Genomic DNA, 14,163 nt, shown 5'->3' on the forward strand with positions numbered 1-14,163 from the left:
TTTGGAGCAGAACTCTGAGGTGGCCGCCACAGGGGCGGCCGCGTGAGTGCAGCCGGTGCGGGTTTATCCGCGGTTAGATTTTTTCGCCTCGCCGGTGTGCCGCCTCGTCCACGGCTCCGCGACGTGCGACAGCGCCGATGACGACGCCGAGCCCGGCGCCCGACCGAGACCAAACGCATTTGAGCACTTCAGGAACCCTTTCGAGCTGCTGACCGGGCACCTGCGGAGCTACCCCTGTTACTCAGCTGTTACCGCAGATGAACACTTGTTGCCGCCGGGTGAACAGTTGCAAACACCCAGCTACTGCTCCAGCACAGAGCCGTGCGCGCGTCTATTCTCATGCACGAACACATCGCCGGAATGACTCAGGAGGGACGCCCAAATGTCGTTCGTAACCACTCAGCCGGAGGCGCTCTCAGCGGCGGCCACCAGCCTGCAGGGAATCGGCTCGGGACTGAATGCCCAAAACGCGGCTGCGGCGGCTCCGACGACGGGCGTCGTTCCGGCCGCGGCCGATGAGGTTTCGGCCTTGACCGCCGCTCAATTCGCCGCCCACGCGCAGCTCTACCAAGCAGTGAGCGCTCAGGCGACAGCGATCCACGAAGCGTTTGTCAACACGTTGGGAACCAGCGCAGGTTCGTACGCCGCCACCGAGGCTGCCAACGCAGCCGCCGCGGGCTGAGTGCACCAATGAAAGCCATCCCACTGTGGCGCCACATGCGGTGGCAGCCATCACGCGGGAAAGGGGGGATCAGCCGTGTGTTCCAGGTCGGCGGTTACCTCCGGTAACCGGTCCGACTAGCACCTTCGTTCTAATCGATCACTACACAAGCAAGGAGATAAGTAAGTGCCTACGCGTTTTATGACTGACCCGCACGAGATGCGGTCAATGGCGGGCCGTTTCGACGTGCACGCGCAGACTGTCGAGGATGAGGCCCGCAAGATGTGGGCGTCGAGCCAGAACATCGCTGGCGCCAGCTGGAGCGGTACCGCTCAGATGACGTCCCACGACACCATGGGCCAGATGAACACCGCCTTCCGCAACATCGTCAACATGCTGCACGGTGTCCGGGATGGGCTGATCCGCGACGCGAACAACTACGAATCACAAGAGCAGGCCTCTCAGCAGATTCTGAGCAGCTAGCTCGCTGACCAGCGTAAGCTTTCACACACAGGAGGAAAGATAAATGTCGATTAGCTACCAGTTCGGTGATGTCGACGCCCACGGCGCGCTGATCCGCTCGCAGGCTGCCTCCCTGGAGGCCGAGCACCAGAGCATCGTGCGCGATGTGCTGGCTGCCGGTGACTTCTGGGGCGGCTCGGGTTCCGTGGCTTGCCAGGAGTTCATCACCCAGTTGGGTCGTAACTTCCAGGTAATCTACGAGCAGGCGAACAGCCACGGCCAGAAGGTGCAGACCGCCGGCAACAACATGTCGAGCACCGACTCCGCCGTCGGCGGCAGCTGGGCCTAACAGTCAACGCAGGGCGCGGCAGCACACCGATTCAGGTGTGCTGCCGCGTCGTGCGATAGCAGAAACATCTACCCGAGAGAAGCGAATGGACCAGAGCACACGCACCGACATCACCGTCAATGTCGAGGGTTTCTGGATGTTGCAAGCGTTGCTGGACATTCGCCACGTCGCACCCGAATTGCGGTGTCGACCATTCGTCTCCACAGATTCCATGGACTGGCTCAACCAGCACCCGGGCATGGCGATCATGCGCGAACAGGGCATCGTGGATGGCGAGACGGTTAATGAGGCGGTAGCCGCCCGAATGCGCGTCCTTGCCGCACCCGATCTTGAAATCGTCGCGCTATTGTCCCGCGGCAAACTGCTCTATGGCGTCAAGGAGAAAGAAGAGGGTGGCGCCGAGGAGCAGGTGGGCTCGCGCGACATCCCGGACAACGAATTTCGCGTGCTGCTGGCGCGTCGCGGCCAGCACTGGGTGTCGGCCGTCCGAGTCGGCGACGAGATCACGGTCGACGATGTCGCGATCGCCGACACGACCTCGATCGCAACCCTGGTCTTCGATGCGCTGGAGTCGATCCACCACGCCGAGCCGGCCGCGATCAACGCCGTCAACGTGCCGCTCGACGAAATGATTGAAATCACGAAAGCCTGGCAGAGCTCCGGGTTCAACGTCTTCTCCGGCGGCGATCTACGCAGGCTGGGCATCAGCGCAGCGACCGTCGCCGCACTCGGCCAGGCGCTGTCGGACCCGGGTGCAGAGGCGGCGGTATATGCACGGCAATACCGGGACGACGACAAGGCGCCGAGCGCCTCGGTGCTGTCGTTGAAGGATGGGTCGGGTGGCCGGATCGCGATGTATCAGCAAGCGCGGACCGCCGGCTCGAACGAGGCGTGGTTGGCGATCTGCCCTGCCACTCCGCAACTAGTACAGGTGGGCGTGAAGACGGTTTTGGAAACACTTCCCTACGGGGAGTGGAAGACTCACAGCAGAGTTTAACTGATTGTTACGGAGATACAGCGCACGGCAAGGATTTCCGGTGCAGGCTTCAGCAAAGGTGCGGATGCCGCCGAATGCTCTAGAATCTGCTCAACAATTGGGACGCGACGTCACAATTCCAAATAGCGAGGCAAGACAGACATGGACCCACAATCCGTCGACAAAGGGGTGCAGGGATGACCGCAGTAGCTGAAGCGCTTCAGTCAGGCACAGAGGCAGTCGCGTCCCCACAATCGGCCGTAATCGGCATCATCGCCGGCGAGGGCGTGCAGATCGGTGTCCTGCTGGACGCCAACGCCCCGGTTTCGGTGATGGTCGACCCACTTCTGAAGGTCGTCAACGTCCGACTGCGGGAACTGGGCTTGGCGGCGCTGGAAGCCAAGCAGCGCGGCCGCTGGGCGCTGTGCCTGGTCGATGGCACGCCGTTGCGGGCCACCCAGTCGCTGACTGAGCAGGACGTCTACGACGGCGACCGGCTGTGGCTGCGGTTCGTCGACGACACCGAGCACCGCTCGCAGGTCATCGAGCACATCTCGACCGCCGTCTCGGTCAACCTCAGCAAGCGGTTTTCCTCGATCAACCCCTCGGTGGCCATCCAGGTCGGAGCGGCGATGGTCGGCACCGGTGTGCTGATGGCATCGCTGCTGCTCGGCTGGTTCCGCTTGCACCACGACTCCTGGGTCCCGGCGCCTTACGCCTTCGTGATCGCGGTGCTGGTGTTCACGGTGGCGCTGCTCATCCTGAACCGCGCTCACACCGTGCAGAACCGCCGCGCCGGAGACATCCTGCTGTGGAGCGGGATCGCGCCGCTTGCGGTGGCCGCCGCGTCGACACCCCCCGGACCGGTGGGCTCGCCTCACGCTGTGATGGGTTTCGCGGTCGCCGGCGTCGCAGCGATGCTGATCATGCGGTTCACCGGCCGCCGGTTGGGAACTGGTACCGCTATCGTCACCGTCACGCTGGCGGCGACGATAGCAAGCCTGGCGCGGATGGCATTCAACACCGGAGCGGTGACGCTGCTGACCACCATCTTGCTGGTGTGTGTGTTCGGCTACCACAGCGCGCCGGCGATGTCCCGCTGGTTGTCCGGTATCCGGCTGCCGGTCTTCCCTTCGGCTACCAGCCGCTGGGTGTTCGAGGCCCGACCTGACCTGCCGACCACCGTGACGCACGGCGTCGACGGCGGCCGTCCGACCCTGGCCGGCCCCGAGTCCATCCAGGACGTCATCCTGCGCGCCGAGCGCGCCCGATCGTTCCTGACCGGTCTGCTGGTCGGTTTCGGAATCCTGACGATCGTGTCCTTGGCCGGGGTTTCCGACCCCCGCGGGGCGAACCGCTGGCTGCCGCTGCTGCTGGTCGCCACCACTGCCGGCTTCCTGATGCTGCGTGGCCGCTCATACGTGGACCGTTGGCAGGCCATCATTCTGGCGGTCACTTCGGTCCTGATCGTCGGCTCTGTCATCGTGCGCTACTCGCTGGTGTTGTCCTCGACGGCCGCGGTGTGTGTGACAGCCGGCCTCGCGGTGCTCATTCCCGCGGCGGGGCTGACGGCAGCGGCGACAGTGCCCAACACCATCTACAGCCCGCTGTTCCGCAAGCTCGTTGAGTGGGTTGAATACCTCTGCCTGATGCCGATCTTCCCGCTGGCATTGTGGCTGATGAATGTTTATGCAGCGATCCGGTACCGGTAGTCGGAAACTGCGGCCGCTTCGTGCGGCCGCAGTTTCCGCCACCACACTGATCGTGGCTTCGGTCGCACTGTCCGGGTCGCCCGCTTACGCGATCAACCCGCCGGGGATCGACCCGGCTGCAGTGCCGTCGGACAGCGCGCCTGGACCCTCCCAGCCGATGAAGCAGAACTCGTACTGCACCGAGGTTGGGGTGTTGCCCGGCAGCGACTTTCGACTTCAGCCGAAGTACATGGACATGCTCAACCTGTCCGAGGCGTGGCGCTTCGGACGGGGTGCCGGGGTGCGGGTTGCCATCATCGACACCGGCGTGACCCCGCACCCGCGGTTGCCGCACCTGGCTCCCGGCGGCGACTACGTGATGGGCGGCGGTGACGGCCTCTCCGACTGCGACGCGCACGGCACGCTCGTGGCGTCGATGATCGCCGCCTCGCCAGGTAGTGCGGGAATTCCCGAAGCGCCGGGACCGCGGCGACCACCTCCGGTTCCGACCAGGGAACCACCGCCGGTGGCGCCGCCACCACAGACGATCAGCGTGGCACCGCCGCCGCCCCAGACCATCACGATGGTTCCGGCGCCGCCCGCGTCGCCGTCGGAGGAAGCTCCGGCATGCCCGTGGTGTCCGCCGGCGCCCAAGGCGCCCGGCGCGGCCAACCAGGCGCCCGGCGCGCCCAACCAGTCGCCCGGTGCGGCCAACCATGGTCACGGCAAAGCAGTGCTGCCCGGCTTCCCCGGCGGCAAGCACGGTCAGGTCGTCTCCGTGGATTACCCGCGACCGGCCGCGCCGCCGCCGCTGGACCCACCGCCGCCACCGGCGCCGGGCGACGCCTACAGCGGCATCGCGCCCGACGTCGACCTGATCTCAATCCGCCAGTCCAGTCAGGCTTTTGGCCTCAAGGACGCCTACACCGGCGACGAGGATCCACAGACTCGGCAGAAGCGCGACTACATCTTCAGCATGGCGCGGTCGATCGTCCATGCGGCCAACATGGGCGCACAGGTGATCAACATCTCGCAGGTGATGTGCATGAGTGCGCGCAGCCTCATCGACGCGCCTGACCTGGGTGCCGCGGTCCGTTACGCGGCGGTCGACAAAGATGCGGTCATCGTCGCGGCCGCGGGTGACACCAGTCAGCGCGACTGCAAAGAAAACCCGTTGGTAGATCCGTTGCACCCCAGCGATACTCGCGACTGGAACGGCGTGACCACAGTGGTGACTCCGTCGTGGTTCAGCGACTACGTCTTGACCGTCGGCGCGGTGGATGCCTCCGGCGCGCCGATGGACAAGCTGAGTGTGGCCGGACCGTGGGTGTCGATAGCGGCTCCGGGTACCGACGTGGTTGGGCTCTCGCCGCGAGATGACAGTCTGATCAACGCAATTGACGGGCCGGACAACTCCTTGCTGGTGCCGTCCGGAACCAGTTTCTCGACCGCGATTGTGTCCGGTGTTGCGGCGTTAGTGCGGGCGAAATACCCCCAACTGTCGTCGCACCAGATCATCAACCGGTTGATTCGCACCGCAAGGGCACCTGCTCGCGGGGTGGACAACCAAGTCGGCTACGGGGTCGTCGATCCGGTTGCCGCGCTGACCTGGGACGTGCCCGATGGCTCTGTCCTGCCGAAAGATTCGGCGAAGCCGCTGAAGCTCCCGCCGGCCCCCGCCCCACGCAACATGGCGCCGGTGTGGGTTGCCGCGGGCGGTTTGGGTGGTGCGTTGCTGCTTGCCGGTCTGGTTGTCGGCGGAGCGGTCCTGATGCGAAAAACAGGGAGACAGGAATGAAGGCACAACGCGAGTACGGGCTGTCCCTGTCGTGGGCGCGGGTAACCACTGTGTTCCTCATTGACGTTGCGCTGCTGGTCATTACGAGTCACCTGCCCGATTCCTGGCAGGCCGACCGGAACCTCACCTTGTGGATCGGTGTCGGCTTGGCGGTGATCATCACCGTCGTCGCTCTGCTCACCAACGGGGGAGTGCCCGTTTCGTCGGCGCCGATCGCCCGGGTCCGTAACTGGTACGCCGACCCGGAGGCGCTCACTGTCGGTTGCACCCCGGCGGTCGATCACCGTCGCCAATTCAGCCGCGAGACGGTGGGCGTCCGCGAGCACGACGGCCAGCTGATCGCCGTGATCGCCGTCGACGGCTCAGGCGAAGCGGGCCGGCATCGCCATCGGGACGCGTTGGCGGCGTCCATCCCGCTGGAGGCTGTGATCACGTCGTTGCGGCAGTTCGACGTTCGTCTGGATAGCGTCGACATCGTTTCGGTGGGAACGCGTCATGGCGCCAAGGGCGTTCAATCGGCCGATCGCGACGACTTCGGAGCCGGCCGCGATCGACGCCCGACCGACGAGCGCGACACCTGGCTCGTGTTGCGGATGGACCCGCTGCACAACGTGAGCGCTGTCGCGGCCCGTGATTCGGTGGCCTGCACTCTGGCTGCCGCCGCCGAGCGGCTGGCACACGATCTCGACGGTCGCAGCTGCGCCGCCAAGCCGTTGACCGCCGAGGAGATCGTCGATGTGGACGATGCTGTGCTGGCCGGGCTCCAGCCGGCGCACGTTCGCCCCTTCTGGCGTTACCTGAAGACCCCGGACGGGTACGTGACCAGCTTCTGGGTTTCACCTGGCGACATCACCAGCGAGACCCTCGAGGAGCTGTGGCTCACCGACGCCGACGTCACCGTCATGACGATCCGCATCATCGCGGAGGGCCACGAGGCCGACGTGTCGGTGTGGGTGCGCTACCACAGCGAGAAGCGCCTGCGTAAAGAGGCTTTCAGCGGACTGAACCGGCTGACCGGGCGCCAGCTGGGCGCGGTGGCCGCCAGCCTGCCGGCGCCGACGTCGCGTCGCCCACTGCCGATGCCGAGTCGCACGTTGGGGCTCCGCGACGACATCCTGGTCCCGGTTGGCGCAGTGGCCGAGCCTCAGGCGAGCGGCTCCGAAGCCTTACGATGAGAGAATGACCCGACCGCAGACCAACGCGCCGGACTCCCGCAATGCGATGGTCGCGGGGCTCCTTGCGTCCGGCATTTCGGTCAATGGGCTTCAGCCCAGCCACAATCCGCAAGTGGCCCTGCGAATGTTCACGACGGCCACCAGTCTCGACCCGCAGATGTGCGACGCCTGGCTGGCCCGGCTGCTGGCCGGCGATCAGAGCATCGAGGTGCTCACCGGCGCATGGCAGTCCGTCAAGACGTTCGGCTGGGAGATCCGGCGCTTGGGTTTAACCGAGTTGGAGTTCCGGCCCGAGATTTCCGACGGAATGTTCCTGAAGCTGGCGGTCACCAGTGTGGAGTCGCTGGCTGCCGGCTATGCCGCGGCTCTCACCGAAGCGAAGCGGTACACCGAAGCCGCGGAGCTGTTGGATTCGATTACGCCCAAGCATGCTTCCGATGAAGAGCTGATCAAATACGTACGCGGGCTGCTGCACTTTCGCACCGGACGCTGGCCGGATGTGCTCGTCCAATTCCCGCCCGGGGCCGGCTGGCGTCATCCCGAGCTGAAAGCCGCGGGAGCGGCGATGGCCACTACCGCGCTAGCGTCGCTCGGGGTGTTCGAAGAAGCGACCCGCCGTGCGCAGGAAGCGATCGAGGGCGACCGGGTGCCCAGTGCGGCCAATGTCGCGATGTACACCCAGGGAATGTGCTTGCGGCACCTGGGTCGCGAAGAGGAAGCGGTGGAGTGCCTACGCCGGGTCTATTCACGCGACGCGAAGTTCGCGCCGGCACGCGAGGCGTTGGACAACGCCACCTACCGACTGGTGCTGACCGACCCGGAAACGATTGAGGCCAGGACGGATCCGTGGGATGAGGACAGCGCGCCGACCCGCGAGCAGGCGGAGGCCGCGCGCCACGCCGAGATGGCCAAGAAGTACTTGGACGAAGGCGATGCCGAGCTCAACGCGATGCTCGGCATGGACCAGGCCAAGCGGGAAATCAAGCTGATCAAGTCGACGACAAAGGTGAACTTGGCCCGCGCGAAAATGGGCCTCCCGGTTCCGGTTACATCGCGGCACACGTTGTTACTGGGACCTCCCGGCACGGGCAAGACGTCTGTGGCGCGGGCGTTTTCCAAGCAGCTGTGCGGCTTGACCGTGCTGCGCAAACCGCTGGTGGTGGAGACGAGCCGCTCAAAGTTGTTGGGCCGCTACATGGCTGACGCCGAAAAGAACACCGAGGAGATGCTCGAGGAGGCCCGGGGCGGGGCGGTCTTCTTCGACGAGATGCACAACCTGCACGAGAGTGGCTACTCCACCGGCGACGCGTACGGTAACGCGATCATCAACACCTTGCTGCTCTACATGGAGAACCACCGCGATGAGCTGGTGGTCTTCGGCGCCGGGTACGCCAAGGCCATGGATAAGATGCTGGAGGTCAACCAGGGTCTGCGACGCCGGTTCTCCACCGTTATCGAGTTCTACAGCTACAACCCGAAAGAACTCATCGCGCTGACCCAGTTGATGGGCCGAGAAAACGAAGACGTGATCACCGACGACGCCGTCGACGTTCTGCTGCCGGCCTACACCAGGTTTTACGACGACGAGACGATCTCCCAAGAGGGAGATCTGATCCGCGGGATCGACACGTTGGGTAATGCCGGCTTCGTCCGCAACGTCGTAGAAAAGGCTCGCGATCACCGCAGCTTCCGCCTCGACGACGAGGATCTCGATGCGGTGTTGGCCAGTGACGTCGATGAATTCAACGACGACCAACTGCGCCGATTCAAGGAGTTGACCCGCGACGACCTTGCCGAGGGGCTGAGCGCCGCGGTTGCGGAGAAGAAGAGCGACTAGTTGGAGCCGGAAGTTCCGGCCAATCTTTCCGACATCCCTGACAGGTGTTGTGTTGACGCAGTACTGTGGCGTTGCCAGCATAAATTCACACAGGCGTTACATGCACCTCGCTAGGTGAGGCGTCTGCACGGATACAGGCCACTGACCTCGAACGTCGAAAGACGCCCAGGGTCAGGACAGCTCCTCCCGGCTTAAGGGTTGAGCCCAAGTGGCTTCCGGAATCCCCGGATACGCCGTGCAGTGCCAAAGCTCCGGCGAGAGGGGTGCCCTCCGACCCTTCGCGTCGGGCAATGCTCCTCTCTTCGACCTCCGCGTGCATGTACGGGCGGAGGAGGTGGGGCCAGCACATAAACACATCCGAGATCGATGAACCGTTTGGTTCCGATCCGGGATCGCAGCGACTCCGTCAACTGAATTAGTATGCGCCACAACGTAACTCCGCTTGCATGGAGTCGTCGGGCGCACCGCGGCAGCTCGCGGGCCGAGGCCCCGTTTCCGGGTCGGACTTTTCCTGAAGGGGTTAGTCCATGTCTTTACTGACGACACAGCCGGAAATGATCTCCGGCGTCCACGCCATCGCGATTGCCGCGGGTTAAGGGGATCTACTGCAATGGATTACGGAATATTGCCACCAGAAATCAATTCATCTCGCATCTATGCCGGTCCCGGTTCGGGGCCGATGCTGGCTGCCGCATCAGCGTGGGACGGCCTGGCCGCCGAACTGGGTTCTGCGGCGTCTTCTCATACCGCGGTGATCTCCGAGCTCACCGAGGGTCCCTGGCGGGGGCCGGCCTCAGCGTCAATGGCGGCAGCAGCCACTCAATATGCCTCGTGGATGAGTGCAGCTGCCGCGCAAGCCGAGCAGACCGCCAGCCAAGCACAGGCGGCAGCAGCTGCCTTTGACAGTGCGTTTGCGATGACGGTTCCACCGGCGGTTGTCGCCGCCAACCGCGCCCAATTGGCCGCGCTGGTCGCGACAAACGTGCTGGGCCAGAACACCCCTGCGATCGCGGTCACCGAAGCCCTGTACGGCGAGATGTGGGCGCAGGATGCTGCGGCCATGTACGGCTACGCCGGTTCTTCGGCCGCCGCGGCGACGGTGACTCCGTTCAGCTCGCCGCCGCAGACCACCAGCCCGGCCGCAGCAGCCAGCCAAGGGGGAGCGGTGGCTCAAGCGACGGCCAGTTCGGCGGGCAGCGGTGCACAGTCGGCGCTGACACAGGTGGTCTCGACCCTCCCCAACACCTTGAATCAGCTCGCGTCGCCGCTGTCGGCAACCTCGGTCAATCCCTTTGCACCTGGGTCGAATACGGCCACGACGGGCATCGCAGGTCTGCTCAATCTGCTGGACGGCCAGACCGGATCGGCCGTTGGAAGCTTCTTGACGTCTGGTCTTTCGAACGGGATTCTCTCGGGCAACTGGCTCAATCCGGCCAGCATCAGCCCGGCCGTGACGAGCGCGTTCGCTGATATCGGGTTCCTGGCGGTGGCCGGCCAAGGCGTAGGCGGCCTCAATCCGGGCATGTTCACGGCGGCCACTGCACCCGCGGCGGTGAGCACCGTGGGTCACGTCGCCCCGGCGATCGGTTCATTGGGCTCACCCGGACTGGTCTCGGCTGAGATGGGTCGCGCCGCACTGGTCGCGAAGGTGTCGGTACCGCAAAGTTGGGCCACGACCGCTCCCGCGGCCGCCCAACCTGTTGGCACGCTGCCGGCTGCAGCGGAAGGCTGGGCGATCCCCCCGGGTGCGGGGCTGGAGGAGATGTCCGGAACACCGGGGATGCCCGGTATGCCTGCCATACCGCCGGGGAGCCTTGGCACTCGCGGCTACGGCTTTGCCGCTCCCCGCTACGGGTTCCGCCCCACCGTCGTCGCCCATCCACCGGCAGCCGGATAGCAGACAGGAGCCGGACAGTGACCTTCACGCCCGACGCAGTCCACGTGAGACGTCGATGTTGGCGCCGACGCCGACGGGGGCGCCCTCAGCGCTCGCCATCACTGACTTATGAACAGCCACAACGGATCTCGATCAAAGTCCACGATCCGTTAGTTGGCGTTTCCTCGACTCGTTATCCATCCCTATACCGGATGCAGCCGTACGTCATGCCCACGCGTTAAGTTGACTCCCTCCGATTTCGGTGGAACTATGGCTTCTGCAAGCACCTCGCTAGGTGAGGCGTCTGCATGGATACAGGCCACTGACCTCGAACGTCGAAAGACGCCCAGGGTCAGGACAGCTCCTCCCGGCTTAAGGGTTGAGCCCAAGTGGCTTCCGGAATCTCCGGATACGCCGTGCAGTGCCAAAGCTCTGTCGAGAGGGGTGCGGCGACCGGCTCATCTGCCGGCTCCGCCTCGTCCCGTGTGCACCGTGCAGGCACCCCTGTGTGCCCTGGCCGCGAGGAGGTGAGGCGAAGTGAGTCCAAGCGACAGTCCGTATCCGAGACCGGTGACCATTTCGTCCGGATCCGGCCCCGGCGTCCTCTCCACTATCTGAATCGGCTTGCGCCGCTTCGTTTATCACGCACGCGCTGTACTCATGTGCGCGTGATCCTGTCGTGCCAATGACATGCCTGCGGCGCGGGTTGAGCCTGCTTTGCAAAAGGAGAATTCCGATGTCTTTCGTGACCACACAGCCAGAATTGCTGGCTTCAGCAGCGAGCCAGCTGCAGGGTATCGGCGCGGTGATGACCGCCCAGAACGCGGCAGCGGCCGCCCCGACGACGGGAGTCGTGCCAGCCGCTGCCGACGAGGTATCTGCCTTGACGGCAACGCAATTCGGCGCTTACGCGGCGATGTACCAGGCGGTGGGCGCCCAGGCGGCGGACGTTCATGAGATGTTCGTGCGCACTTTGGGTGCCAGTGCCAATTCGTACGCGGCCACCGAGGCCGCCAACGCAATCGCAGCGACTTGATCGATGCCACTTAGTTAAGGCCAGTTCTTGAAGGAGTGCGGTGATGACTGTAACGCTGGATTTCGGAGCACTGCCACCGGAGATCAACTCCGCTCGCATGTATGCCGGCCCGGGCTCAGGGTCGATGATTACCGCTGCGGCCGGTTGGGAAGGTTTGGCGGCTGACTTGCGTTCGTTGGCGGCCTCCTACAGCTCGGTCGTCTCGGGGCTGACCAGCGATGGATGGCGCGGTCCGGCGTCGGCATCGATGGCAGCCGCGGCCGCACCCTATGCGGCATGGATGAACACCACCGCTGCCCAGGCTGAGCAGGCCGCGAACCAGGCCAACGCGGCCGCGGCAGTGTATGAAGCCGCGTTTTCGGCGACGGTTCCTCCACCGGTGATCGCGGCTAACCGCGCTCAGCTGGCGTCGCTGATCGCGACCAACTTCCTGGGGCAAAACACCCCGGCGATCGCGGCCACCGAGGTGCACTACGTCGAAATGTGGGCCCAAGACGCCACGGCAATGTACGGCTACGCGGGCTCGTCGGCGGCGGCCACCCAGCTGACACCGCTCAGCGCGCCGACAGAGAACACCAATGCGGGTGCGCTGGCAGGCCAGTCGGGCGCGGTCGCGCAGGCGACCACCACCTCGGCTGGCACGGGCAGCCAGTCGCTGTCTGAGCTGGTCACTATCGTGCCAAACACGTTGCAGGGATTGGCGTCCCCCGCATCGTCGACATCGTCCTCGGTGGCGTCATCGTCCTCGGGGCTCGGTGGCATCTGGAATCTGCTGACTGGGGGGTCCTCCGGGAATTCCGCGCTGGACAGCTTCTGGAGCGAGTGGGGACCCGACGCAAACATCTGGAACACCATATTTTCATCGGGGTTTTACACGCCGGGCAACACATTGGGTGCCTTCACGAGCTTGATCGGCGGCCAAGCAGCTGGTGCGGCCGGAAACGCCGCAGGAGCGGCTGCGAGCGACGGGCTCGGCGCCGCCGCCGGCGGGCTTGCCTCCCCGCTGGGAGGCCTGGGCGGGCTCGGGGGACTCGGCGGCGGGGTGTCGGCCGGCGTGGGCAACGCAGCCGCGCTCGGACCGTTGTCGGTGCCCCCGAGCTGGTCTGCGCTGGCTCCGTCAGCGCCGTCGCCCGTCGCCTCGGCGTTGGGCGGCAGCCCGTTGGCCGCGCCTCCTGAGGTCGCGACCGGCGTGCCGGGCGTTGCCCCGGCGGGTGCCGCAATGGGCGCCCGGGCCGGAGCAACGACCGGCATCGTGGACAACCGGTTCCTCGTCCGCCCGCCGATGGTCCCGTCGTGGGCGGCCGTCGGATAACCGAATCGGCTCTAGCCAACCACCACAACATATTTCGAAGGATTGGAGAGAGACATGCCTTCACGTTTTATGACCGATCCGCACGGGATGCGGTCGATGGCGGGCCGTTTCGATGTGCACGCGCAGACTGTCGAGGACGAGGCCCGCAAGATGTGGGCATCGAGCCAGAACATTGCCGGTGCCGGCTGGAGTGGTACCGCGCAGATGGCGTCCCACGACACCATGGGCCAGATGAACACCGCGTTCCGCAACATCGTCAACATGCTGCACGGGGTGCGCGACGGGCTGATCCGCGACGCCAACAACTACGAGAGCCAAGAGCAGGCATCTCAGCAGATCCTGTCCAGCTAGCCGATCACCCCTCACACGTCTTAGGAGAACACTTATGTCGATCAACTATCAGTTCGGCGATGTCGACGCCCACGGCGCGTTGATCCGCTCCCAGGCCGCTTCGCTGGAGGCCGAGCACCAGTCCATCGTGCGCGATGTGCTGGCCGCCGGTGACTTCTGGGGCGGCTCGGGATCGGTGGCCTGCCAGGAGTTCATCACCCAGTTGGGCCGCAACTTCCAGACCATCTACGAACAAGCCAACAGCCACGGCCAAAAAGTCCAGACCGCCGGCAACAACATGAACAGCACCGACTCCGCCGTCGGCTCCAGCTGGGCCTAACCCGCAGACAACAACCCACTGTGGCCCGCACACCCACCGGTGCGCGGGCCACAACCATCTCGGGAGCCGGGAAGATCACAAAAAGGCGCAACATGTCACGCGGATGAAGCCCTGTGTTCATCGCCAGGTCGTAGCCTGTGCATCACGTAGTTCACGCCCACACCAACGACAACCTCTAAATAAGGAGTGCTTTTCATGCCTTCACGTTTTATGACTGACCCGCACGAGATGCGGTCTATGGCGGGCCGTTTCGATGTGCACGCCCAAACCGTTGAGGACGAGGCCCGCAAGATGTGGGCGTCGAGCCAAAACATCGCCGG

Annotated in this window: 13 protein-coding genes, 1 pseudogene and 2 riboswitches; all 14 genes and pseudogenes read left to right on the forward strand. The window is 65.0% G+C overall.

Annotation, left to right across the window (positions count from 1 at the left end):
* Window positions 1–382 precede the first annotated feature (382 nt).
* Window positions 383–682: a PE family protein gene (locus VGH54_RS12205; RefSeq protein ID WP_331512259.1), complete on the forward strand. Its 300-nt coding sequence runs from the start codon at window positions 383–385 to the stop codon at window positions 680–682.
* 165 nt (window positions 683–847) lie between these two features.
* On the forward strand, window positions 848–1,144 hold the full coding sequence (locus VGH54_RS12210) for a WXG100 family type VII secretion target (RefSeq protein WP_331512260.1): 297 nt from the start codon (window positions 848–850) through the stop codon (window positions 1,142–1,144).
* Between the two features lie 43 nt (window positions 1,145–1,187).
* Entirely contained in the window at window positions 1,188–1,472 is a 285-nt protein-coding gene (locus VGH54_RS12215) for a WXG100 family type VII secretion target (protein ID WP_331512261.1), read from the forward strand.
* Between the two features lie 85 nt (window positions 1,473–1,557).
* On the forward strand, window positions 1,558–2,469 hold the full coding sequence (locus VGH54_RS12220) for an ESX secretion-associated protein EspG (RefSeq protein ID WP_331512262.1): 912 nt from the start codon (window positions 1,558–1,560) through the stop codon (window positions 2,467–2,469).
* 176 nt (window positions 2,470–2,645) lie between these two features.
* Window positions 2,646–4,160, forward strand: coding sequence for a type VII secretion integral membrane protein EccD (gene eccD, locus VGH54_RS12225; RefSeq protein WP_331512263.1), 1,515 nt, complete (start codon window positions 2,646–2,648; stop codon window positions 4,158–4,160).
* Window positions 4,138–5,937: a S8 family serine peptidase gene (locus VGH54_RS12230; RefSeq protein WP_331512264.1), complete on the forward strand. Its 1,800-nt coding sequence runs from the start codon at window positions 4,138–4,140 to the stop codon at window positions 5,935–5,937. The genes eccD and VGH54_RS12230 overlap by 23 nt, the downstream gene beginning before the upstream one ends.
* The gene (eccE, locus tag VGH54_RS12235; protein ID WP_331512265.1) at window positions 5,934–7,112 is read left to right on the forward strand and encodes a type VII secretion protein EccE; all 1,179 of its coding nucleotides are present in this window, start codon (window positions 5,934–5,936) and stop codon (window positions 7,110–7,112) included. The genes VGH54_RS12230 and eccE overlap by 4 nt, the downstream gene beginning before the upstream one ends.
* A gap of 4 nt (window positions 7,113–7,116) precedes the next feature.
* Window positions 7,117–8,949, forward strand: coding sequence for a type VII secretion AAA-ATPase EccA (eccA, locus tag VGH54_RS12240; protein ID WP_331512266.1), 1,833 nt, complete (start codon window positions 7,117–7,119; stop codon window positions 8,947–8,949).
* A gap of 99 nt (window positions 8,950–9,048) precedes the next feature.
* A riboswitch (M-box (ykoK) riboswitch) is annotated at window positions 9,049–9,219 on the forward strand.
* A gap of 340 nt (window positions 9,220–9,559) precedes the next feature.
* The gene (locus VGH54_RS12245; RefSeq protein ID WP_331512267.1) at window positions 9,560–10,846 is read left to right on the forward strand and encodes a PPE family protein; all 1,287 of its coding nucleotides are present in this window, start codon (window positions 9,560–9,562) and stop codon (window positions 10,844–10,846) included.
* A 259-nt stretch (window positions 10,847–11,105) separates the two neighbouring features.
* A riboswitch (M-box (ykoK) riboswitch) is annotated at window positions 11,106–11,276 on the forward strand.
* A gap of 285 nt (window positions 11,277–11,561) precedes the next feature.
* Window positions 11,562–11,861 (forward strand): PE family protein, encoded by a 300-nt coding sequence (locus tag VGH54_RS12250; protein ID WP_331512268.1) that lies wholly within the window; start codon window positions 11,562–11,564, stop codon window positions 11,859–11,861.
* Window positions 11,862–11,904: 43 nt separating this feature from the next.
* On the forward strand, window positions 11,905–13,173 hold the full coding sequence (locus VGH54_RS12255; protein WP_331512269.1) for a PPE family protein: 1,269 nt from the start codon (window positions 11,905–11,907) through the stop codon (window positions 13,171–13,173).
* Between the two features lie 54 nt (window positions 13,174–13,227).
* Entirely contained in the window at window positions 13,228–13,524 is a 297-nt protein-coding gene (locus VGH54_RS12260) for a WXG100 family type VII secretion target (protein ID WP_331512270.1), read from the forward strand.
* A gap of 34 nt (window positions 13,525–13,558) precedes the next feature.
* Window positions 13,559–13,843 carry a WXG100 family type VII secretion target gene (locus VGH54_RS12265; RefSeq protein ID WP_331512271.1) on the forward strand — a complete coding sequence of 95 codons (285 nt, stop codon included), beginning with the start codon at window positions 13,559–13,561 and terminating at the stop codon, window positions 13,841–13,843.
* A 195-nt stretch (window positions 13,844–14,038) separates the two neighbouring features.
* Window positions 14,039–14,163, forward strand: a pseudogene (locus tag VGH54_RS12270) (WXG100 family type VII secretion target); the annotation flags it as partial.

The sequence above is a fragment of the Mycobacterium sp. genome (assembly GCF_036488105.1).
Lineage (GTDB): Bacteria > Actinomycetota > Actinomycetes > Mycobacteriales > Mycobacteriaceae > Mycobacterium.